20 protein-coding genes and 3 tRNA genes are annotated in these 20,238 nt (G+C 63.3%); 7 read left to right on the top strand and 16 right to left on the bottom strand.

The window, feature by feature from the left end; translation table 11 throughout:
* Nucleotides 1–132: 132 nt before the first annotated feature.
* Nucleotides 133–1,575, bottom strand: coding sequence for a magnesium transporter (gene mgtE, locus PSTAB_RS06570; protein WP_013982213.1), 1,443 nt, complete (start codon nucleotides 1,573–1,575; stop codon nucleotides 133–135).
* A 329-nt stretch (nucleotides 1,576–1,904) separates the two neighbouring features.
* Here mgtE and PSTAB_RS06565 point away from each other — a divergent pair, with 329 nt between their 5' ends.
* Nucleotides 1,905–2,387, top strand: coding sequence for a DUF4124 domain-containing protein (locus tag PSTAB_RS06565; RefSeq protein WP_013982212.1), 483 nt, complete (start codon nucleotides 1,905–1,907; stop codon nucleotides 2,385–2,387).
* Nucleotides 2,388–2,436: 49 nt separating this feature from the next.
* On the opposite strand, the gene PSTAB_RS06560 is transcribed toward PSTAB_RS06565, so the two are convergent.
* The 12 genes from PSTAB_RS06560 to rnd all read right to left on the bottom strand — a co-directional run bounded on the left by PSTAB_RS06560 (nucleotide 2,437) and on the right by rnd (nucleotide 12,243).
* Nucleotides 2,437–2,513, bottom strand: a tRNA-Arg gene (locus PSTAB_RS06560).
* Nucleotides 2,514–2,582: 69 nt separating this feature from the next.
* Nucleotides 2,583–2,659: transfer RNA gene (locus tag PSTAB_RS06555), tRNA-Arg, on the bottom strand.
* 110 nt (nucleotides 2,660–2,769) lie between these two features.
* Nucleotides 2,770–2,860, bottom strand: a tRNA-Ser gene (locus PSTAB_RS06550).
* A gap of 62 nt (nucleotides 2,861–2,922) precedes the next feature.
* Complete coding sequence (gene csrA, locus PSTAB_RS06545; protein ID WP_003283978.1) at nucleotides 2,923–3,108, bottom strand: carbon storage regulator CsrA; 186 nt, start codon at nucleotides 3,106–3,108, stop codon at nucleotides 2,923–2,925.
* 180 nt (nucleotides 3,109–3,288) lie between these two features.
* On the bottom strand, nucleotides 3,289–4,527 hold the full coding sequence (locus PSTAB_RS06540; RefSeq protein WP_013982211.1) for an aspartate kinase: 1,239 nt from the start codon (nucleotides 4,525–4,527) through the stop codon (nucleotides 3,289–3,291).
* A gap of 79 nt (nucleotides 4,528–4,606) precedes the next feature.
* Nucleotides 4,607–7,231 (bottom strand): alanine--tRNA ligase, encoded by a 2,625-nt coding sequence (gene alaS / locus PSTAB_RS06535; RefSeq protein ID WP_013982210.1) that lies wholly within the window; start codon nucleotides 7,229–7,231, stop codon nucleotides 4,607–4,609.
* Nucleotides 7,232–7,401: 170 nt separating this feature from the next.
* Nucleotides 7,402–8,418, bottom strand: coding sequence for a low-specificity L-threonine aldolase (gene ltaE, locus PSTAB_RS06530; protein ID WP_013982209.1), 1,017 nt, complete (start codon nucleotides 8,416–8,418; stop codon nucleotides 7,402–7,404).
* Nucleotides 8,419–8,460: 42 nt separating this feature from the next.
* Nucleotides 8,461–9,681 (bottom strand): M61 metallopeptidase family protein, encoded by a 1,221-nt coding sequence (locus tag PSTAB_RS06525; protein ID WP_013982208.1) that lies wholly within the window; start codon nucleotides 9,679–9,681, stop codon nucleotides 8,461–8,463.
* A gap of 73 nt (nucleotides 9,682–9,754) precedes the next feature.
* On the bottom strand, nucleotides 9,755–10,204 hold the full coding sequence (locus PSTAB_RS06520; protein WP_013982207.1) for a YcgN family cysteine cluster protein: 450 nt from the start codon (nucleotides 10,202–10,204) through the stop codon (nucleotides 9,755–9,757).
* 126 nt (nucleotides 10,205–10,330) lie between these two features.
* The gene (locus tag PSTAB_RS06515) at nucleotides 10,331–10,738 is read right to left on the bottom strand and encodes a hypothetical protein (protein WP_011912542.1); all 408 of its coding nucleotides are present in this window, start codon (nucleotides 10,736–10,738) and stop codon (nucleotides 10,331–10,333) included.
* Nucleotides 10,739–10,828: 90 nt separating this feature from the next.
* The gene (locus PSTAB_RS06510) at nucleotides 10,829–11,122 is read right to left on the bottom strand and encodes a YcgL domain-containing protein (protein WP_011912541.1); all 294 of its coding nucleotides are present in this window, start codon (nucleotides 11,120–11,122) and stop codon (nucleotides 10,829–10,831) included.
* A complete protein-coding gene (gene rnd / locus PSTAB_RS06505) occupies nucleotides 11,119–12,243 on the bottom strand; it encodes a ribonuclease D (protein WP_013982206.1) in 1,125 nt (374 codons plus the stop codon). The genes PSTAB_RS06510 and rnd overlap by 4 nt, the downstream gene beginning before the upstream one ends.
* A gap of 136 nt (nucleotides 12,244–12,379) precedes the next feature.
* Between rnd and PSTAB_RS06500 the strand changes: the two genes are divergently transcribed.
* Together PSTAB_RS06500 and PSTAB_RS06495 are read left to right on the top strand one after the other, a co-directional pair.
* Nucleotides 12,380–13,225: a sulfurtransferase gene (locus tag PSTAB_RS06500; protein ID WP_013982205.1), complete on the top strand. Its 846-nt coding sequence runs from the start codon at nucleotides 12,380–12,382 to the stop codon at nucleotides 13,223–13,225.
* Between the two features lie 196 nt (nucleotides 13,226–13,421).
* Nucleotides 13,422–14,744, top strand: a complete 1,323-nt coding sequence (locus PSTAB_RS06495; RefSeq protein WP_013982204.1) for an OmpP1/FadL family transporter — start codon at nucleotides 13,422–13,424, stop codon at nucleotides 14,742–14,744.
* A gap of 46 nt (nucleotides 14,745–14,790) precedes the next feature.
* Here the strand turns inward: PSTAB_RS06495 and PSTAB_RS06490 are convergent, their stop codons facing one another.
* Nucleotides 14,791–15,339 carry a glutathione peroxidase gene (locus PSTAB_RS06490; RefSeq protein ID WP_013982203.1) on the bottom strand — a complete coding sequence of 183 codons (549 nt, stop codon included), beginning with the start codon at nucleotides 15,337–15,339 and terminating at the stop codon, nucleotides 14,791–14,793.
* Nucleotides 15,340–15,486: 147 nt separating this feature from the next.
* Here PSTAB_RS06490 and modA point away from each other — a divergent pair, with 147 nt between their 5' ends.
* Genes modA through modC form a run of 3 tightly spaced genes read left to right on the top strand, consistent with a single transcriptional unit; the run spans nucleotide 15,487 to nucleotide 18,024 of the window.
* Nucleotides 15,487–16,245, top strand: a complete 759-nt coding sequence (gene modA / locus PSTAB_RS06485; RefSeq protein WP_013982201.1) for a molybdate ABC transporter substrate-binding protein — start codon at nucleotides 15,487–15,489, stop codon at nucleotides 16,243–16,245.
* Nucleotides 16,246–16,249: 4 nt separating this feature from the next.
* A complete protein-coding gene (modB, locus tag PSTAB_RS06480; RefSeq protein ID WP_003283954.1) occupies nucleotides 16,250–16,930 on the top strand; it encodes a molybdate ABC transporter permease subunit in 681 nt (226 codons plus the stop codon).
* Entirely contained in the window at nucleotides 16,927–18,024 is a 1,098-nt protein-coding gene (gene modC, locus PSTAB_RS06475; protein ID WP_013982200.1) for a molybdenum ABC transporter ATP-binding protein, read from the top strand. Before modB ends, modC begins: the two co-directional genes overlap by 4 nt.
* Nucleotides 18,025–18,037: 13 nt before the next feature.
* On the opposite strand, the gene PSTAB_RS06470 is transcribed toward modC, so the two are convergent.
* The gene (locus tag PSTAB_RS06470; protein ID WP_013982199.1) at nucleotides 18,038–18,439 is read right to left on the bottom strand and encodes a RidA family protein; all 402 of its coding nucleotides are present in this window, start codon (nucleotides 18,437–18,439) and stop codon (nucleotides 18,038–18,040) included.
* 129 nt (nucleotides 18,440–18,568) lie between these two features.
* Here PSTAB_RS06470 and PSTAB_RS06465 point away from each other — a divergent pair, with 129 nt between their 5' ends.
* The gene (locus PSTAB_RS06465; protein ID WP_013982198.1) at nucleotides 18,569–19,504 is read left to right on the top strand and encodes a LysR family transcriptional regulator; all 936 of its coding nucleotides are present in this window, start codon (nucleotides 18,569–18,571) and stop codon (nucleotides 19,502–19,504) included.
* Here the strand turns inward: PSTAB_RS06465 and PSTAB_RS06460 are convergent.
* The gene (locus tag PSTAB_RS06460) at nucleotides 19,501–20,232 is read right to left on the bottom strand and encodes an adenosylcobinamide-GDP ribazoletransferase (RefSeq protein WP_041771673.1); all 732 of its coding nucleotides are present in this window, start codon (nucleotides 20,230–20,232) and stop codon (nucleotides 19,501–19,503) included. The two genes, PSTAB_RS06465 and PSTAB_RS06460, sit on opposite strands and share 4 nt — an antisense overlap.
* Nucleotides 20,233–20,238: the final 6 nt, after the last annotated feature.

The raw sequence follows: 20,238 nt of genomic DNA, 5'->3' as shown, positions 1-20,238 counted from the left end.
CCCTTGTCAGCAGCTCAAGCTGCTTGTTATTCGCTGCGTTAGTTCGGACACGTTCCGCGACACACGAAACGGCCGAACCTTAGCCCGAAACAACGAAACAAGGCAAACCCCAACACGACGCGAAAAGCGCCGCTACAGCAGAAAAATTGTCGCCAATCCGAGGAAAATGAAGAAACCGCCACTGTCGGTCATGGCCGTGATCATCACGCTGGCCCCCATCGCCGGATCGCGCCCCAGTCGCGCCAGCGTCATCGGAATCAGCACGCCCATCAGCGCCGCGAGCAGCAGATTCAAGGTCATCGCAGCCGTCATCACGACGCCCAGAGACCAGCTACCGTAAAGCCACCAGGCTACCGCGCCTATCACGCCACCCCACACCAGACCATTGACCAGACCGACCCCGACCTCCTTGCGCAACAGGCGTACGGTGTTCCCAGTGCCCACCTGATCCAGCGCCATGGCGCGTACGATCATGGTGATCGTCTGGTTGCCGGAGTTGCCGCCGATGCCTGCGACAATTGGCATCAGCGCAGCCAGCGCCACCAGCTTCTCGATCGAGCCATCGAACAAGCCGATCACTCGCGAAGCAACGAATGCGGTGACCAGGTTGACCGCCAGCCAGGCCCAACGGTTGCGCACGGACTTCCAGACCGAAGCGAAGATATCTTCCTCCTCGCGCAGACCGGCCATGTTGAGGACTTCGCTTTCGCTCTCCTCGCGGATCAGGTCGACCATCTCGTCGATGGTTAGGCGCCCGATCAGCTTGCCTCCCTTGTCGACGACCGGTGTCGAAACCAGGTCGTAGCGCTCGAACGCCTGAGCCGCCTCGTAGGCGTCTTCGTCAGGATGGAAGGTGACCGGGTCGCTGGCCATTACCTCGGCGACCTGCTTGTCCGGATCGTTGACCAGGAGCCGCTTGATCGGCAGCACCCCCTTGAGCACACCGTCGTAATCGACCACGAACAGCTTGTCGGTGTGGCCAGGCAGCTCCTTGAGCCGCCGCAGGTAGCGCAGCACGACTTCCAGGCTGACATCTTCGCGGATGGTCACCATCTCGAAGTCCATCAGCGCGCCAACCTGATCCTCCTCGTACGACAAAGCCGAGCGCACACGCTCGCGCTGCTGGGCGTCCAGGCTCTCCATCAGCTCATGAACGACATCACGGGGCAGTTCAGGGGCCAGGTCGGCCAGCTCGTCGGCGTCCATCTCCTTGGCCGCGGCGAGCAGTTCGTGATCGTCCATGTCGGCGATCAGCGTCTCCCGCACCGCATCGGAGACCTCGAGCAGAATGTCGCCATCGCGCTCGGCCTTGACCAGCTGCCAGACGGTCAGGCGCTCTTCGAGCGGCAATGCTTCCAGGATGTGGGCGACGTCCGCAGGGTGCAGCTCGTCGAGCTTGCGTTGCAGCTCGGCAAGGATCTGCCCCTGATCATAATTCTCGGCGGGCTCGACCTGCAGATTGTCCTGCCGGTATTCGCCATCCTCACCGAGGCGATGGCGTTGCAGCAGTTCGACCACCTGCGCCAGGCGGTCCTGCAAGGTCTCTTGTGGCTTTTTTGCTTCTACTTCTGTCATGGCGCACTCCACCCCCGGCCGGGAGCGCGCCGGGGGAATCAATCAATCTTCACGTGATTGGCAAGCGGGAAACTTGAATGGCTACTGGGTAAGTCCATAAGGAAAGGTTGTTCCACAGACCCATAGGGGCAGATGCGGCAATCATACCATCGCCGCGGCGCGCCGGACGTGCTCAAGTACAGCCCTTTCGGGCAACTTGCACACAGACACGTCAGCAGCATGGACGCCGACTTTTCTGTCGACGCCTTCACGGCGCAATGAGACACGGATGTACGGACAGCTTTTATTGAGTAGCCTGCAAGGCGCTTGTTCAGTCAAGGAGGACGACAATGAAAATGTGGGTGATCTGCACCGGCCTGCTTTTGCTGGCGAATCCGGCGTTTTCCGCAAGCGTGTTTCGCTGCGTCGATACCGCGGGGCACGTCACTTTCAGCCAGCAGGGCTGCCCCACGGACCAGAGCAGCGAGCGACAACAGGCGGTTAACCCGAAGCCCAGCTCCGACGAGACCGTGCGCATGGCCACGACTGCCAGCAGTACGAATCACGGGCGCAAGGTCGGCAACGACGTGGCGGTAGTTGCCGAGAAAGACGACGGGTGCGGCAACAGGGTGACCGGCAGCGAGCGGCGCAGCGCGATCATCAGCAAGAGCATTCGTGCGGGGATGACACGCAGCGACGTGGAAAGCGCGCTGGGCCGACCGGAAAGCACCACAAGCACCAACGGCAGAGACCGCCTGCGCTTTCGGGACGGCAAGGGACAGGTACGCACGGTCAGCTTCGATGAGCACGGCTGCGTGCTGGGCAAGCGCTAGCACACCAAAACGAAAAAGGGCCTGCATCGCTGCAGGCCCTTCTCTTGATTGGCGCACTCAGGAGGATTCGAACCTCCGACCGCTCGGTTCGTAGCCGAGTACTCTATCCAGCTGAGCTATGAGTGCGTAAGCGCTTGATAAACCAGATCACTGCTGGTTGCCCGAGCGACTCGCAAGATGCCAGTCATTCGAATATGGCGCACTCAGGAGGATTCGAACCTCCGACCGCTCGGTTCGTAGCCGAGTACTCTATCCAGCTGAGCTATGAGTGCGCTGAGCGTGCGCATTATAGGGAGTAAACAATGATGGTCAAGCACTTTGCCGTGGCGCTTTCCATCTGAAAGCAGGCTGACGCAAGAATCAAAAACCCTAGAACGCAAAATGGCGGAGAAGGGGGGATTCGAACCCCCGACACCCTTTTGAGGTGTACTCCCTTAGCAGGGGAGCGCCTTCGGCCACTCGGCCACCTCTCCGCAACACGGGGCGCATCATACCCATCTTTACCCCGTTTGCAAAGCCAAAAATTACAGAAAAATTAGTGGCTTGGTTCCTGATCCTTCTCTTTCTGGATCCGCTGGTAAATCTCCTCGCGATGCACCGCCACCTCCTTGGGCGCATTGACGCCGATACGTACCTGGTTTCCTTTCACACCCAACACAGTGACAGTCACATCGTCACCCACCATCAGGGTTTCTCCTACCCGGCGAGTCAGAATCAGCATTCCTTTCTCCTTAAACGGATTCAGTTCAGTAAACAGTCTGCAAAGATAAATACGGAAAATGTCCCGTAAAACATGAAGCTAGAGCCTTTCACCAGGTATTGACCCGCGCCCGGGAGCCTAAAGTTCCTTTTAGCACGGCCCAATACGACAGAAGGCGCGGACTAGCGCGCCTTCTGCGAATCACTCCGCAGTATTGCCAGCCGGCGCATCCAACTCAAATGCGGTGTGCAACGCACGTACTGCAAGTTCCAGATACTTCTCTTCAATGACAACCGAAACTTTGATTTCGGACGTCGAAATCATCTGAATATTGATGTTTTCCTTGGCCAGCGCCTCGAACATCCGGCTGGCGACGCCCGCGTGCGAACGCATACCGACACCGACGATAGACACCTTGGCGATGTTGGTGTCACCAATGACTTCCCGGGCGCCCATCTCGGCGGCAATCCCTTGCAGCACCTGAAGCGCATTGTTGTAGTCGTTGCGGTGCACGGTGAACGTGAAATCGGTGGTGTTATCGTGCGCGACGTTCTGCACGATCATGTCCACTTCCACATTCGCGGCGCTGATCGGTCCGAGAATCTTGAACGCTACGCCGGGCGTGTCCGGCACCCCACGGATGGTCAGCTTGGCCTCGTCACGATTGAAGGCGATGCCGGAAATGATGGGCTGTTCCATGGATTCCTCTTCATCAAGGGTAATGAGGGTACCCGGACCCTCCTGAAAGCTGTGCAGTACACGCAGCGGGACACTGTACTTGCCGGCGAACTCAACCGCGCGGATTTGCAGCACCTTGGAGCCAAGGCTGGCCATTTCCAGCATTTCCTCGAAGGTGATCTTGTCCAGACGCTGGGCCTTGGCAACGACGCGCGGGTCGGTGGTATAGACGCCATCCACATCGGTGTAGATCTGACATTCATCGGCCTTCAACGCTGCCGCCAACGCCACGCCGGTGGTGTCGGAGCCACCGCGCCCCAAGGTGGTGATGTTGCCCTTCTCGTCCACACCCTGGAAGCCAGCCACAACGACGACACGCCCCGCCTTGATGTCGCGCTGGATGCGCTGCGCATCGATCTGCAGGATGCGCGCCTTCGTGTGGGCGCTATCGGTGAGGATACGGACCTGATTGCCAGTGTAGGACACCGCCGGAACGCCGCGCTTGATCAGCGCCATGGCCAGCAGGGCGATCGTCACCTGCTCGCCCGTGGACACCATGACGTCCAGCTCGCGCGGAACCGGCTGCTCGCTGATCTGCTTGGCCAGATCGATCAGACGGTTGGTTTCGCCGCTCATTGCCGAGACGACCACGACAATGTCATCGCCACCGTCGCGGAATTTCTTGACCTTTTCGGCCACCTGCTCGATTCGCTCGACGGTGCCGACCGAGGTGCCCCCAAACTTCTGTACGATCAAAGCCATTGTTAGCCGCCTAGAGCCCGCAAAGGGCATTCATTAAACAAACAACCTGCAGATGCCGGAGGCGCCTCCGGCAACTTAATCACAGTGCCTTCTGAGCAAACGGCAGGGCCAAGGCCAACGCCTCGTCCAGCTTGGCGGCATCGGTACCGCCGCCCTGGGCCATATCCGGGCGACCACCGCCCTTGCCACCTACCGCGGCAGCGGCCTGCCTCATCAGATCCCCGGCCTTCAGGCGCGAGGTCAGGTCCTGCGTCACGCCGGCAACCAGGACGACCTTATCGTCCTGAACCCCGCCAAGCAGAATGACCGCACTGCCCAATTTGTTCTTCAGCTGGTCGACCAGCGCCAGCAACGCCTTGCCGTCGAGCCCATCCTGACGCGCCGCCAGCACGCGGATGCCGTTCACCTCAACCGCCGATGCCGCCAGGTCATTACCTGCAGCGCTGGCGGCCTTGGCCTTGAGCTGCTCGAGCTCCTTTTCCAGCTGACGGTTGCGCTCCAGGAGGCCACCGAGCTTGTCCAACAGATTCTCGCGGCTGCCCTTGACCAGGCTGGCCGCCTCCTTCAGCTGTTCCTCGGCGTCATTGAGGTAGGCCAGCGCCGGTGCGCCAGTTACCGCTTCGATCCGCCGCACGCCAGCGGCCACGCCGCCTTCGCTGGTGATCTTGAACAGGCCGATGTCGCCGGTGCGGTTCACGTGGGTACCACCGCACAGCTCGACGGAAAACCCGCCACCCATGGTCAGCACCCGAACGGTGTCGCCATACTTCTCGCCGAATAGCGCCATTGCGCCCTTGGCCTTGGCGGTATCGATATCGGTTTCCTCGATCTCCACCGCCGAGTTGCGGCGGATCTCGGCATTGACGCGATCCTCCAGCGCGCGGAGCTGCTCCGGTTTGATCGCTTCGAAGTGGCTGAAGTCGAAGCGCAGGCGCTGACTGTCCACCAAGGAGCCCTTCTGGCTCACGTGCTCACCGAGAATTTCACGCAACGCAGCATGCAGCAGGTGGGTCGCCGAGTGGTTGAGCGCCGTAGCCTGGCGCACTGAAGCGTCGACCGTCGCCTCGACCTGCGCGCCGGTGGTCAGCGTGCCGCTGTCGACGATTCCGTGATGCAGGAATGCGCCACCAGCCTTGCTGGTGTCGCGCACATCGAAGCGCAGACCCTGTGCCTCGAGGTAGCCGCAGTCACCGATCTGCCCGCCGGATTCGGCGTAGAACGGCGTCTGATCGAGCACCACGACGCCCTCCTCGCCAGCGCTCAGGCTATCGACCAGCATGCCTTGCTTGAACAGCGCCAGAACCTTGCCGCTGCCCGACGTGCCCTGGTAACCGATGAAGCGCGTCTCGCCTTCCACCTTGACCAGGCTGTTGTAGTCCATGCCGAAGGCGCTCGCCGAGCGGGCACGCTCGCGCTGGGCCTGCATCTCGCGCTCGAAGCCCTCTTCATCCAGAGTCAGATTACGCTCGCGCGCGATGTCACCGGTCAGATCGACCGGGAAGCCGTAAGTGTCGTACAGCTTGAACACCACCTCGCCGGGAATGACGCTACCGGCAAGCCCGGCCAGATCCTGCTCCAGGATCTTCAGCCCCTGCTCCAGGGTCTTGGCGAATTGCTCTTCCTCGTTCTTCAGCACGCGCTCGATATGCGCCTGCTGTTGTTTGAGTTCGGGGAAGGCGTCGCCCATCTCCGCGACCAGCGCGGCGACGATGCGATGGAAGAAGCTGCCCTTGGCGCCGAGCTTGTTGCCATGGCGGCAGGCGCGGCGAATGATGCGGCGCAGCACGTAGCCACGGCCTTCGTTGGACGGCGTCACGCCATCGGCGATGAGGAAGCCGCAGGAACGGATATGGTCGGCAACGACCTTCAGCGAAGCCTGGCCTTCGTTGGCGCAGCCAATGGCGTCCGCCGCCGCGTTCAGCAGGCTCTGGAACAGGTCGATTTCATAGTTCGAATTGACGTGCTGGAGCACGGCGCTGATGCGCTCCAGGCCCATGCCGGTGTCGACGCTCGGTGCCGGCAACGGGTGCAGTACACCGTCCGCGGTGCGGTTGAACTGCATGAACACGTTGTTCCAGATCTCGATGTAGCGGTCGCCGTCTTCCTCTGGCGAACCGGGCGGGCCACCCCAGATGTGTTCGCCGTGGTCGAAGAAGATCTCGGTGCAGGGACCGCAAGGGCCGGTGTCGCCCATCGCCCAGAAGTTGTCCGAAGCGTAGGGCGCGCCCTTGTTGTCACCGATGCGCACCATGCGCTCGGCCGGCACGCCGACTTCCTTGGTCCAGATGTCGTAGGCCTCGTCATCGGTGGCATAGACCGTCACCCAGAGCTTCTCCTTGGGCAGGTTCAGCCACTTGTCGCTGGTCAGAAACTCCCAGGCGTAGTGAATCGCGTCGCGCTTGAAATAATCGCCGAAGCTGAAATTGCCGAGCATCTCGAAGAAGGTGTGGTGACGCGCGGTGTAGCCGACGTTTTCCAGGTCGTTGTGCTTGCCGCCGGCACGTACGCACTTCTGGCTGGTGGTGGCACGGGTATAGGCGCGCTTCTCCAGGCCGAGGAAGCAGTCCTTGAACTGATTCATGCCGGCGTTGGTGAACAGCAGGGTCGGGTCGTTCGCCGGAATCAGCGAACTGGAGGCCACGCGAGTGTGGCCCTTCTCTTCGAAGAAGCGGAGGAAGGCTTCACGGATTTCTGCGCTTTTCATAGATTTCTTCCAGAGGACTGCGGCCGAACGGCTGCAAAACGACACGGCGAGGCGGGACCACCGAAAGCCGGTTCGCAACTATCCAACGGATAGCCGGCAAAGGGCCGCATTATATCGGGCCTGCGCGCCGGGTATAGGGGATAAAGGCGATTGAATCAAGCAATTCGACGTCAATTGCCGCTCATGTTCCCGGCGAATTCGGCGAAGGCATGTACCACCATCGGCAGGTGCTCGTCGTGCACGTCGAGATGGGTCACCAGACGCAGCCGTGCCGAAGGGGTCAGCCGGATGCCACGCGTCGAACAGAACTCCGCCAATGCCGAAGCCCTGTCACCCATCGCCACATAAACCATGTTGGTTTGCACGGGCTCGACCGCGAACCCAAGCGCGGCCAGCTCCTTTCCGAGCCACTGGGCGCGACGATGATCCTCGGCGAGCCGAGCGACATTGTGCTCCAGCGCGTAGAGCCCGGCGGCGGCGAGCACGCCAGCCTGGCGCATGCCACCGCCGACCATCTTGCGCAGGCGCCGCGCCTTGCCGATGAATGCCTCGCCACCGCAGAGCACCGACCCCACCGGCGCACCGAGCCCCTTGGACAGACACACCGAAACCGTATCGAAATGCCGGGTGATCTCTTGGGCATCGCAACCGAGCCTTACCGCCGCATTGAACAGCCGGGCACCATCCAGATGCAGCGCCAGGCCGTGCCGGCGCGTGAGGTCGCGAGCCGCGGCAAGATAGTCCAGCGGCAGCACCTTGCCCTGCATGGTGTTTTCCAGCGTCAGCAGACGGCTACGGGCGAAGTGGAAGTTGTCCGGCTTGATCGCCGCTTCGACGCGGGCAAGGTCCAGCGTGCCGTCCGCCTCCATTTCGATCGGCTGCGGCTGAATCGAGCCCAGCACCGCCGCTCCGCCGCCTTCGTATTTGTAGGTGTGCGCCTGCTGGCCAACGATGTACTCGTCACCCCGCTCGCAGTGCGCCATCAGCCCCAGCAGATTGCTCATGGTCCCCGAAGGAACGAAGAGCCCTGCGGTAAACCCCAGACTCGCGGCGAGGCGGCTCTCGAGCAGGCTGACCGTCGGGTCCTCGCTGTACACGTCATCACCGGTCGCAGCACAACACATCACTTCACGCATTGCGCTGGAGGGCTGAGTGACGGTGTCGCTGCGAAGATCGATGATGGTCACAGAAGTCTCCTCATGGGGCGGGCCGACCCTGGCGATTCGGACTCAGCGCAGCAGTCGGGTGTTGAGCGCCTTCGAGCCGCCGCCGAGCAGCGTTTCGGTTATGGTGATGAAGTCGTCCGTGCTGACGGTATCCATGCGCATCAGGCCGCGCGCGACATCGTCCAGCGAATGCCGCCCCTTGCTGCGCTGGCGGATTTCCTTGTCCAGATCCTGCAACAGCAACACGGCGCGCGCAGTAATCGGGCCGGTGGAATGCTCGGTGCGCAGGCTATCGACCTTGCGACTCCATTTGATCAGGTGCTCCCGAACTGCCTGATAACGATCCTCGCTCATCCCTCCGGCACGGCGCACCAGTTCGATGGCGTAGTATTCGGCCAGCCCTTCGCTGATCCAGTCGCTGCGATCGGTGTCCTTGATGCGGCTGAACACATGCACCAGCTCATGCACCAGCGAGCTTGTGCCGTTCTCGCTGACCAGCGGGCGGTCGGCATGCATGTACAGGGAATTGGGTCCGGAGAGCCCACCGCGCCACATGGGATCGCCGGCACCGACTATCAGCAGCTTTGCCGGATCGCGGGGAAAGACGTTCTGCACCTGCGGCCAGACGAAGGTAAGCATGGTCAGGATGTCCATCCGCCGCACGCCCTCGCCTACCGGCGCTGCGACGGTGACCTCGGTTTCGCCAAGCTTGGCGCGACGGGTGCCCAGTTTGCCGGCCAGCATCCAGCCGGTCGGGCGATCGAACAGACGCTCGCGGTTGTCCACGCGAAAGCGGTTCTTGCCGATTCGCGGCCAGCCGGTTTCGATGCTCTTCCAGCCTTCCGGCAGCTCGAAGCTGATGCGTGACACCAAGCTCACGCCATCGACCTGATCCAGCCGCGCCGGCGGCACCAGATCATCGCCGCGGAACAGCGCCCAATCGGGCGTCATCCGCGCATCGAAGCGCCCGTTGTCACGGGGATGACTGATGCGAACGCGATAGCTCAGGGTCGCCTTGCCGGGGGCAGGTCGCCAGGTGCCCAGTGCTGGCGACTCCTGCTGCCATTCGCCGTCCGCCTGGAAGTCGCTGTAGTAACCCTCGTCGCCCAGGTTGAACTGCAGGCTGCGGACCGCCTCGCCCTTTTCCAGGATCAGCTGCACCACTGCCTGATCTTCCGCCGGGAGGAAGCGCACGTGATAGTCAAGATCGACCCGCTTGGCCGCCTGTGCCGGGCCGACGATGAAAAGAACGAGAGCGAACAACGACAGCAGTCGAGCGAGCATCGAAGAGAACTCCACGGAATCGGATAACGCGAGGGGTGTGCTGATCTTGAGACGATGCAATCGGCGCTTAGATTCAACCAGCACGGAAAATCAGATGGTCTTCCCAATGCTCCTCGGCAACGCTGCCTTCAGCGAGCATCCTGCCGGCCTGGGAAATGCGCTCGACGTGTACCGCCTCGCGGTCGCCACAGACCAGATGGTGCCAGAGCGGCAGGTCCTTGCGCTCGGCCACCAGGCGGTAGGCGCAGGTGGGCGGAAGCCACTTGAACTGTGCGGCGTCCTGGGCATTGAGCTGAATGCAGTCCGGTACGCTGGCGCGCCGATTGGGGTAATCGCTGCATTGACAGGTCTTCAGATCGAGCAAGCGGCAGGCGATGCGCGTGTAGTACACGGCGCCATCTTCCTCATCCTCGAGCTTCTGCAGGCAGCAGAGGCCGCAGCCGTCGCATAGCGACTCCCACTCGGCCGAATCGAGCTCGGCGAGGGTCTTGCGCTTCCAGAAGGGTTCGACTTTGGCCGCCATCTCTCTGTCACTACCGGGAAAAAGCGGCAAGTCTAGCCACTGCTGGATATCCGGCCAATAGCCGGCAGGCGGATCAAGGTCTGAGCCGTGGCCGCCGGCCGGAGCGGCAGGCAGCCACGCGGCGGATTACTGCTTGTCGAGCATGTCGCGATGGCTGCGCATCTGCTCGAGCATCTGTTCCATATGCTGGATGCGCATGTCGAGCATTTCCTTGGACGGTGCCGCCATCATGCGGCCGCCGCCCATTGCCCCCTGCATCGGCTTGCCGCCCTGTTTGCCCATGCCGGCACCCGGGCCGCCCATCGGGCAGCCTCCCATGGCGCCCATGGTCGACTGCATGCTCTGCCAGTGTTCGTCCCGCAGCTTCTGCCGCTCTTCCGGCGTCTTCGCGGCCTGCCAGGCCTGACGATATTCCTGCATCTTCTGCCAGTGCTGCTGCCAGGCTTCGTTGTCGTAGGCCGGCGCCGGCTGCGCGCTGGCAGACATCGCCAGACCGGCAAGGATCGAACCGAGTACCCAGGAACGCGTTTTCATGAGCCGTCTCCCTATGCATGTGCGGACGACTTCAGAATAGTCCGATCCGCCGGCACGACCTTGTCCCCGGTCATGCCTGGCCGGGCACCTTCACATGGGATCGTTCATGCGCAGCAGTTCCTCGGGCAGGTGCTCGATGTACTCGTCCTCGGCCGGCGGCATCTGCAGGTGATAGCCCTGCGCCTCGATGTTGGCGAGCACCTTGTTGATGTCCTCGCGCGCCAGCTGGCGCTCCGGGGTGAGGACCAGCTCGAATGCCAGCTGCGGCGCGCCGAATGCGGCGAGCAAGCCCTCGGGCACGCGCTTGAGCGCATCGCGCTTGTCGACGTAGAGGTACATGCCGTCCTTGCGGGGGCTCTTGTAAATGGAACAGATGAGTTTCATGAGCGTTTTTCCAGAACATCCAGCAGGGCCTGCCCCATCCGCTCGCGGCGCCAGCCGCGCAGCGAATCGGGCAGTTGATAAGGGCCGTCGGGGTAGCCGCTTTTCAGCAGTGCCTCCAGGGTCTTCTTGCGCAGCATGAGCTCCGGCGCGATATCCAGCGCCTTCGCCTCGCGCTGGCCGACCGCCCGCAACTTCTTCAACACGCCGGAAACTTCCAGCGGCAACGGCTCCGGCAGCGCCGCCGGCCAATCCTGTTCGGGCGTCGCGGCAGCCTCGCGGATCATCGCCAGCAAGGCTTCACCATCCTGGCGTACGGTGCGCGGATGCATCTCATCGATGCGCGCCAGCGTAACCAGATCGCGCGGCTGGGTACGCGCCAGCGGCCACAGACTGGCCTCGCGCAACACGCGATTGCGCGGCTGGTTGCGCGCTCGGGCCTGGCGCTCACGCCAGGCGGTCAGCACCTTGAGCACGGCCAGCTGTTGAGGCTTGAGGCGCCAGGCCTGCTTGACCTCTCGATAGGCCTCCTCCGGGTCGGATTCGCGCTGCAGGTTGGCGACCAGCTCGGCACCGTCCTCCAGCACCCAGGCTCGCTTGTCGTCCGACAGCTTCGGCAGCAGCGCTTCGTAGAGTTCGGCCAGGTGCTGCGCATCCTCGGCGGCGTAGCGCACCTGCATCTCGCTCAGCGGCCGCTGGAGCCAGTCCGAGCGCGTTTCGCCCTTGGGCAGTTCGATGCCAAGCACGGCCTGGACCAGCCGCGAATAGCCCATGGAAAAGCCGATATTCAGGTAGCCGGCGGCCAACTGGGTATCGAACAGCGGCTGCGGCAGACTGCCGGTCAGGCGCAGCAGCACTTCGAGGTCCTCGCTGCAGGCATGCAGCACCTTTACCACAGCAGCATCGTCCAGCAGTGTGGCAAACGGACGCCAATCGCGCACCGCCAGCGGGTCGATCAGATAGGCGCGCCGCCCGTCACCGACCTGCACCAGCCCGGCGATGGGATAAAAGGTGTCCACCCTCATGAATTCGGTGTCCACCGCCACAAATGGCAGTTGGCGCCATTCGGCGCAGAGGCGGGCCAGATGTGCATCATCCACGACCCATTGAGTTTCGATGGCCACACGGCCTCCTTTTCGGCTGACGACCGGCGCGCGGCCGAACGAGGCGCGCAGTATATATCGAGCATCCGACCGGCCGGGCATTCATGGCCGGCGCGCACGCTGGTAGTGTTTAGCGATGTTTCCCCGGAGGCTTACGATGCCACTTGCACAACTCATCACAGCCGAGCAACTGGCCCGGCGCCTGGACGATCCCGCGCTGCGCATTCTCGATTGCCGCTTCGCCCTGGAAGATTCCACCTACGGCGAGCGCAGCTACCGCCAGGGCCATGTTCCCGGCGCTCGGTTCGCCGACCTGGAGAAGGACCTATCCGGCGCGGTCACCCCTGGGGTCACCGGCCGGCACCCACTGCCGGATCCGGAGCGGCTGGCAGCGCGCTTTCGCCAATGGGGCCTCGATGACGACAGCGACGTGGTGCTGTACGACGACGGCCCCGGTGCCTTTGCCGCACGGGCATGGTGGCTGCTGCTCTGGCTCGGTAAACGCGACGGCATCTACCTTCTCGATGGCGGCCTCAAGGCGTGGCGCGAAGCCGGTCTACCGATGGACGAAGCGATCCCCGATACTGAGCCAGGCACCTTCAGCGGGCGCACCGACAGCAGCCTGATCATCGATGCCTCCGCGCTTCAGGAGCGCCTCGACGATCCGCAACTGGCGCTGCTCGACGCCCGCGCGCTGCCCCGCTTTCTCGGCGAAGTCGAACCCATCGATCCGATCGCCGGGCATATCCCCAATGCCACTTGCGTTCCGTTCACCGAGAATCTCCGCGGCGACGGCCGGTTTCTCCCGGTCGAACAGCTGCGCAGACGCTTTGAACCGCTGCTGGGCAACAAGCCACCCCAGCGCACCGTCGCCTACTGTGGCTCCGGCGTGACCGCCTGCCACAACCTGTTTGCCCTGTGTCTGGCTGGCTATCCGCTGGCGACGCTCTATCCCGGCTCCTGGAGCGAGTGGATCACCGACACCCGGCGGCCTTGCGCCTGAGTCCGATCCCCACGCGGCGCCAGCAGGCGCGGCGTGGCTGACGAGTCACAATACGCCTCTGCAGTTTTGCCGAAGTTACATTTGTTTTCACAACCGTTAGTCGCCATCTTTACGAAAAATTGCAATTCATTGTCTTGCTACCTGTCCGAGAAAGTTGCTAGGTTCCGACCCGCTTTTATCCCGGAGTAGTACAACAATGAAAACAACATGGTTGAAGACCGCACTCGCGGTAGCCGTAGGCGCCTTGTCCAGCCAGGCAATGGCAGCCGGTTTCGCCCTCAACGAGCAAAGCATCAGCGGCATGGGCACCTCCTTCGCAGGCCGCTCATCTTCCGCCGACGACGCCACCACCCTCTTCGGCAACCCGGCCGGCATGTCCCGCCTCAAGCGTGAAGAGGTCAGCTTCGGCATGGCGGCGATCCATGCGAAGACGGATATCAAGAACAATTCCGGTTCGTTCTCGGGCCCGGCGCTCGGCGGTGCGACCGTGCCATACAGTGGCAGCAACGACGGAGACATGGTCCCCTTCACGGCAGTGCCGATGGGCTACTACGTCAAGCCGATCGACGACAAATGGGCTGCAGGCGTTGGCGTTTATGTGCCGTTCGGCCTGGTCACCGACTACGAGAGCGGCTATCAGGGGCGCTACTTCGGCAACTACAGTGAAGTGCGCGTGATCACCGTACAGCCCACCGTCAGCTACCGCTTCAACGACAAGTTGTCTGTCGGTTTCGGCCCGACCATCAACCGCATCGATGGTGAGCTGCAAAGCAACTCGCCGAACCCTGTCGGCCCGCTGGGCTCGAACGATGGCCGAGTGAAGGTCACGGGCAATGATACGGCGCTCGGCTTCAATGCCGGCGTGCTCTATGAATTCACTCCGCAGACCCGCGCGGGTGTCACCTACCACTCCAAGGTCAAGTACAAGCTTGAGGGCGACACCAAGCTTTCCGGACCAGGGTTCGATGTATCCGGCGCATCTGGCAAGTACGATACCTCCCTGGACCTGGACACGCCAGAGTCGGTGGATGTATCGCTGACGCACGAACTCAACGACCAGTGGACGCTGTACGGCGGTGCCATGTGGACCCGCTGGAGCCGCTTCGAAGCGATCATCATCGAGAACGACGGAATTCCGGGCCCGCTGCAAGGCAACCTGGCGCCCATCGTCGAAGAGCAGGACTGGCATGACACCTGGTCCTATGCCATCGGTGCCGCCTACAAGCTGAACCGCGAATGGACGCTGCGTACCGGTCTGGCCTTCGACCAGAGCCCGACCAACAACCTCCATCGTTCTCCGCGCATCCCGACGGGCGACCGCACCGCGATCAGCTTCGGCCTGGCGTGGAATCCCACCGACGACATGACCGTCGACCTGGCTTACTCGTACCTGCGAGAGGAAGAAGTCGATATCAGCCGCAGCCGCAGCTATCAGGGCGGACTGCTTGAAGCCAACTACGACGCGACGTTCAAGAATAGCGCCCACGGTTTCGGTGCCTCGCTCAGCTACCGCTTCTGATTCAAGCGCTACAAAAAAGCCCCGGTTCTCCGGGGCTTTTTCTTTTCTACCTTGCCAGCGCTTTTTCCACCGCAGCGATCACCCGCGGGTCATCCGGCTTCACCTTGCTGGAAAAATGCGCAACGACTCGCCCTTCACGGTCGACGACGTACTTGTAGAAGTTCCAGCGCGGCGCTGCCCCGGCCTGCTCTGCCAGTTCGCGAAACAGTGGCGTAGCGTCACGCCCGCGCACCGGCTGGGTCTGGGTCATGGTGAACGTCACGCCGTAGTTGACGTAACAGACCTCAGCCGTCTCGGCCTCGTCGTCTGACTCCTGAAAAAAATCGTCTGACGGCACGCCAAGCACCTCCAGGTCTTCCTCCTTGTAACGCTGGTAGAGCGCTTCAAGCCCCTTGAACTGCGGAGTGAATCCGCAATGGCTGGCCGTATTGACCACTACCAGTGCCTTGCCCTGGAACTGGCTGCACAGATCGACGGTGTCCTTGGAGCGCAGCTTGGGTAGCTCGTGTTGCAACAGTGCCGGACATTCGGCGGCAACCACCGAGCCGCTGGCGAAGGCCAACATCAGAACTACCAGTGAGCGGGTGATATTCATGGTCAGCTCTCCGATCACGGATTCAACACGCTACTCCCCCGGCGTGCTCGCGACAATGCCGGTGAGCGTCGAAGCGTGCCCGGTCAATCACAGCCTGGCCAAACTGCAATATGATGCGGCCAGCCGCTTTGCACCGAACGAGGCCGTATGACGCTATCTCGACTGTTCCACTACGCCATGGCACTGCTTCTGCTACACGGCAGCACTGCCTTTGCCGCCCAGGTACAGGTTGCCGTCGCCTCCAATTTCACCGCTCCGATGCAGGAGATTGCAGCACGCTTCGAGCGCGACACAGGCCACCAGGCGCGCCTTGCCTTCGGCGCCAGCGGCAAGTTCTACGCCCAGATTCGCAATGGCGCGCCATTCGAAGTGCTGCTTTCAGCGGATGACACCACGCCGCAACGGCTCGAACAGGAGGGCGCTGCCATACCCGGTAGCCGCTTCACCTATGCCGTGGGTCGGCTGGTGTTGTGGTCGCCGACTGCGGGCGCGGTGCAGGACGGCCCCGAACTGCTGCGCAATGGCGATTTCCGTCACCTCGCCGTGGCCAATCCCAAGACCGCGCCCTATGGCGCTGCCGCCTTGGCCACACTGGAGCAGCTCGGCCTTGCCGAAACCCTCCGCGGTCGATTGGTGCAGGGTGAAAACATCGCCCAGACCTACCAGTTCGTCGCCAGCGGCAATGCACAACTGGGGTTCGTTGCGCTGTCTCAGGTGGCGAAGGATGGCGAGATCACCACCGGTTCCGGCTGGATCGTGCCCACCGACTATCACGCGCCGATTCGTCAGGACGCCGTGCTGCTGACCAAGGGCAAGGACAATCCGGCTGCCAAGGCTTTGCTGGTTTACCTGGCCCAGCCGCAGATCCGCGAGCTGATCCAGTCCTACGGCTACGGGCTGGAGTAGCAACATGCCGCTGGACAGCGTCGACTTGGCAGCAATCTGGCTGACCTTCAAACTGGCCAGCGTGACCACGCTGATCCTGCTGCTGATCGGCACGCCCATCGCCTGGTGGCTGGCACGCACCCCTTCGCGCATGAAAGGGCCGATCGGGGCCGTGGTCGCGTTGCCGCTGGTGCTGCCGCCGACGGTGCTCGGCTTCTACCTGCTGGTGGCCATGGGGCCCAATGGCTTCATCGGCCAGTTCACCCAGAGTCTAGGCCTGGGCACCCTGCCCTTCACTTTTGCCGGATTGGTGGTCGGCTCGGTGTTCTACTCGCTGCCGTTCGTGGTGCAGCCCTTGCAGAACGCCTTCGAAGCCATTGGCGAGCGCCCGCTGGAAGCCGCCGCCACGCTGCGCGCCGGCCCCTGGGACACCTTCTTCAGCGTGGTGCTGCCACTCGCCCGCCCCGGTTTCATCACTGCCAGCATCCTCGGTTTCGCCCATACCGTCGGCGAGTTCGGCGTGGTGCTGATGATCGGCGGCAACATTCCGGGCCAGACGCGCGTGGTGTCGGTGCAGATCTACGATCATGTCGAGGCCATGGAGTACGCCCAGGCGCACTGGCTGGCTGGCGGCATGCTGCTGTTCTCCTTCCTGGTGCTGCTGGTGCTTTATGGCAGCCGGTTGAAGCAAGGGTGGCGCGGATGAGCGACGCTGCAACCAACAGCGGAATCCAGGCACGCTTTCGCCTCGACTATGCCGACTTCAGCCTGGATGTCGACCTGGAGCTGCCCGGCCGTGGTGTCACCGCGCTGTTCGGCCATTCAGGCTCCGGCAAGACCACCCTGTTGCGCTGCGTCGCCGGGCTGGAACGCTCTGGCCGCGGCCAGCTGAGCGTCAACGGCGAACACTGGCAGGACTGCGCGCGCAAGCTGTTCGTACCACCGCATCAGCGCGCGATCGGTTACGTGTTCCAGGACGCCAACCTGTTCGCGCACCTGTCGGTGCGACGGAATCTCGAGTTCGGCATGCGCCGTGTGGCGGCCAACGCTCGGCGCGTGGCCTTGGAGCAGGCGGTGGAACTGCTGGGCATCGCTCACCTGCTCGAACGCATGCCGGATCGGCTGTCCGGCGGCGAGCGCCAGCGGGTCGGCATCGCCCGCGCGCTGCTGACCAGCCCGCGCCTGCTGCTGATGGACGAGCCGCTGGCGGCGCTGGACCTCAGGCGCAAGAACGAAATCCTGCCCTACCTGGAGCGCCTGCACGACGAGCTGGATATCCCCGTGCTCTACGTCAGCCACTCGCCGGACGAAGTGGCGCGGCTGGCCGACCACGTGGTGCTGCTGGAGCAGGGCCGGGCCATCGCCCAGGGCGAACTGCGCGAGACCCTGGCACGGCTGGACCTGCCCACCGCCTTCAGCGAGGACGCCGGCGTGGTGGTCGAGGCCGAAGTCGCTGAGCACGACGTCCACTACCATCTGACCCGACTGACTTTCCCCGGTGGCGAAGTGCTGGTTTCGCAGCGCCCGGAAGCACCGGGGCAGCGCCTGCGCTTTCGCGTGCATGCGCGGGACGTAAGCCTGGCGTTGCAGCGCGCCGAAGGCAGCAGCATCACCAACCTGCTGCCGGCGCGCGTCGCAGCCGTGGTAGCGGCCGATACTCCCGCGCACGTGCTGGTGCGCCTGGATGCCGGAGGCACGCCGCTGCTGGCGCGGATCACCCGGCGGTCGGCGGATCAGCTGGCGATCGCCCCTGGCCAGCAGCTGTGGGCACAGATCAAGACCGTCGCCTTGCTGGGTTGAACGTCGCGGCCGCTCAGGCCGCATCGGGCAGCCTGGCGATGACCTTGATCTCGAACTGAAAGCCATAGAGCCAGGTCACGCCCACGGCGGTAACCGTCGGATGCGGTGCCTGCCCCCAGTACTCGGACACCACCAGGTTCCAGACCCGCTCGAAGATCGCCTGCGGATCGACCATGAACACCGTGACGTCGATCACATCCTCAAAGGTGCAGCCTGCAGCCTCGAGAATCGCATTCAGGTTGTCGAAGGCGCGCCGGACCTGTGCCTCCAGCTCAGGCTCTGGCGAGCCATCCTCGCGGCTGCCGACCTGCCCGGAGACGAACAGCAGGCCATTGGCGCGGATGGCCGGTGAATAGCGGTTGTGCTCGTAGAGCGCCTGGCGTCCCGGCGGAAAAACAACGTCACGCTGTGTCATGTGCAAACCTCCAGCAAGGGTCGAGCGACCCGTTCAAGTGAGAACTCACTGTAGAACTCGACGAACACTGGATAAACGCGCGAGTGCGCTCAACACTGTTTGCTCAAACCAAACAATCCTGGAGTGACGATGGACCGTTTCGATGCGATGCAGGCCTTCGTTCGCGTAGTGGAAACCGGCAGCTTCACCAAGGCTGCGGAAACGTTGCGCATCAGCAAAACCAGCGTGACCCAGCAGGTCCAGCAACTGGAGGCCCGGCTTCGTGTCCGCCTGCTCAACCGCACCACGCGCAGGGTCAACGTCACCGCCGATGGCGCCGCCTTTTACGAACGGGCGCTGCGCCTGCTGGCGGACCTGGACGACGCCGAGACCAGCCTGTCCGCCGCTGCGGCGTTGCCGAGGGGACGCCTGCGCGTCGACGTGCCCAGCCCGTTGGCACGCATGATCCTGATACCGGCGTTACCGGCGTTTCATGCCCGGTACCCGGACATCCAGCTGGACATGGGCGTCAGCGATCGGCGGGTGGACCTGATCGGCGAGAACGTGGACTGCGTCGTGCGCGGCGGCGAACTCACCGACCAGTCGTTGATCGCCCGCCGCGTCGGCGACCTAAGCCTGGGCGTGTACGCGGCGCCGCGTTACCTGGCGCGTGCCGGGGTACCGGGCCACCCAAGCGAACTGGAAAACAGCCATCACCGCGTGGTCGGCTTTCTCTGGGGACGCACCGGCAAGCCCACGCCGTACGTCATGCAGCGGCAGCACGAGCGCATCCGGGTACATGGCCGCTACGTGCTCGCGGTGGACGATGGCAACGCCTGCCTGGCCGCGGGACTGGCCGGGTTGGGCGTGCTCTGGTTGCCGCATTACATGGTGAAGACGCATCTGGCCAATGGCGAGCTGGTGCCGTTGTTGGAGGACTGGCACCTCGATGCGATGCCGCTGTACCTGGCGTTTCCGCCGAATCGCCATGTCAGCGCCAAGCTGCGGGTGTTCATCGACTGGGTCGTCGAGCTGATGGCCCAGCATGCTCCCGTGCTCGACCGTCGCGCGACGGTCGAGGGCTAAAGCTGCAACGCCAACCCGACCAGCACGGCGCATTCCACCAGCTCCAGCAGCGCACCGGCGGTATCGCCCGTGGCGCCACCGAGGCGGCGGAGCATGGCGCGACGCGCCAGCAGAAAGGTCACGCCGGCCAGCGTCAGGGCCAGCAAGCCGGTGGCGCCGAGCAGCAGGCACCCGATAACGACCAATGCCAGCACCATCAAGGCCCTGCTGCGCGGCAGGTTCGCCGCCAGTGCCTGGCCGAGGCCATTCGGGCGCACATAAGGGGTGCAGAGAAACAGAGCCAGCAGCGCCGCGCGCCCGAGCAGGGGCGCCAAGACCAGCGCGGCGGGCTGCTGCGCCTGCAGCACCACCAGCAGGGCGCTGAACTTGAGCAACAGCATTATCACCAGCACCACCACGGCCACCGGGCCGCTGCGCGGGTCCTTCATGATCTCCAGCGTACGCGCCGGGTCGCCGAAGCCGCCGAGCCAGGCGTCCGCACTGTCAGCCAGACCATCGAGGTGCAGTGCCCCGGTCAGTGCGACCCACAGCGCCAGCAGCAATGCCGCCTGCAGCAGTGGCGATGCACCTTCCAGCAGCAGCGCCGCCAGCCAGAGCAGCGCGCCAAGAAACAGGCCCACCGCGGGATAATGCAGCAACGAACGGCCCTGCTGCCGCGGCGTAGGCATGGCAGGCAGCCGGATTGGCAGGCTGGTGAGAAATTGCAGGGCGATCAACAGCGGCAGCATCGGCAC

It is taken from the genome of Stutzerimonas stutzeri, from assembly GCF_000219605.1.
GTDB classification, from domain to species: Bacteria; Pseudomonadota; Gammaproteobacteria; order Pseudomonadales; family Pseudomonadaceae; genus Stutzerimonas; species Stutzerimonas stutzeri.
This window is presented reverse-complemented; position numbering and strand designations above follow the sequence as displayed.

Coding starts and splice junctions, on each gene's coding strand:
- mgtE (WP_013982213.1), bottom strand. CDS start 1,575: ATGACAGAAGTAGAAGCAAAAAAGCCACAAGAGACCTTGCAGGACCGC.
- PSTAB_RS06565 (WP_013982212.1), top strand. CDS start 1,905: ATGAAAATGTGGGTGATCTGCACCGGCCTGCTTTTGCTGGCGAATCCG.
- csrA (WP_003283978.1), bottom strand. CDS start 3,108: ATGCTGATTCTGACTCGCCGGGTAGGAGAAACCCTGATGGTGGGTGAC.
- PSTAB_RS06540 (WP_013982211.1), bottom strand. CDS start 4,527: ATGGCTTTGATCGTACAGAAGTTTGGGGGCACCTCGGTCGGCACCGTC.
- alaS (WP_013982210.1), bottom strand. CDS start 7,231: ATGAAAAGCGCAGAAATCCGTGAAGCCTTCCTCCGCTTCTTCGAAGAG.
- PSTAB_RS06525 (WP_013982208.1), bottom strand. CDS start 9,681: ATGCTCGCTCGACTGCTGTCGTTGTTCGCTCTCGTTCTTTTCATCGTC.
- PSTAB_RS06520 (WP_013982207.1), bottom strand. CDS start 10,204: ATGGCGGCCAAAGTCGAACCCTTCTGGAAGCGCAAGACCCTCGCCGAG.
- PSTAB_RS06515 (WP_011912542.1), bottom strand. CDS start 10,738: ATGAAAACGCGTTCCTGGGTACTCGGTTCGATCCTTGCCGGTCTGGCG.
- PSTAB_RS06510 (WP_011912541.1), bottom strand. CDS start 11,122: ATGAAACTCATCTGTTCCATTTACAAGAGCCCCCGCAAGGACGGCATG.
- PSTAB_RS06500 (WP_013982205.1), top strand. CDS start 12,380: ATGCCACTTGCACAACTCATCACAGCCGAGCAACTGGCCCGGCGCCTG.
- PSTAB_RS06495 (WP_013982204.1), top strand. CDS start 13,422: ATGAAAACAACATGGTTGAAGACCGCACTCGCGGTAGCCGTAGGCGCC.
- PSTAB_RS06490 (WP_013982203.1), bottom strand. CDS start 15,339: ATGAATATCACCCGCTCACTGGTAGTTCTGATGTTGGCCTTCGCCAGC.
- modA (WP_013982201.1), top strand. CDS start 15,487: ATGACGCTATCTCGACTGTTCCACTACGCCATGGCACTGCTTCTGCTA.
- modB (WP_003283954.1), top strand. CDS start 16,250: ATGCCGCTGGACAGCGTCGACTTGGCAGCAATCTGGCTGACCTTCAAA.
- modC (WP_013982200.1), top strand. CDS start 16,927: ATGAGCGACGCTGCAACCAACAGCGGAATCCAGGCACGCTTTCGCCTC.
- PSTAB_RS06470 (WP_013982199.1), bottom strand. CDS start 18,439: ATGACACAGCGTGACGTTGTTTTTCCGCCGGGACGCCAGGCGCTCTAC.
- PSTAB_RS06465 (WP_013982198.1), top strand. CDS start 18,569: ATGGACCGTTTCGATGCGATGCAGGCCTTCGTTCGCGTAGTGGAAACC.
- PSTAB_RS06460 (WP_041771673.1), bottom strand. CDS start 20,232: ATGCTGCCGCTGTTGATCGCCCTGCAATTTCTCACCAGCCTGCCAATC.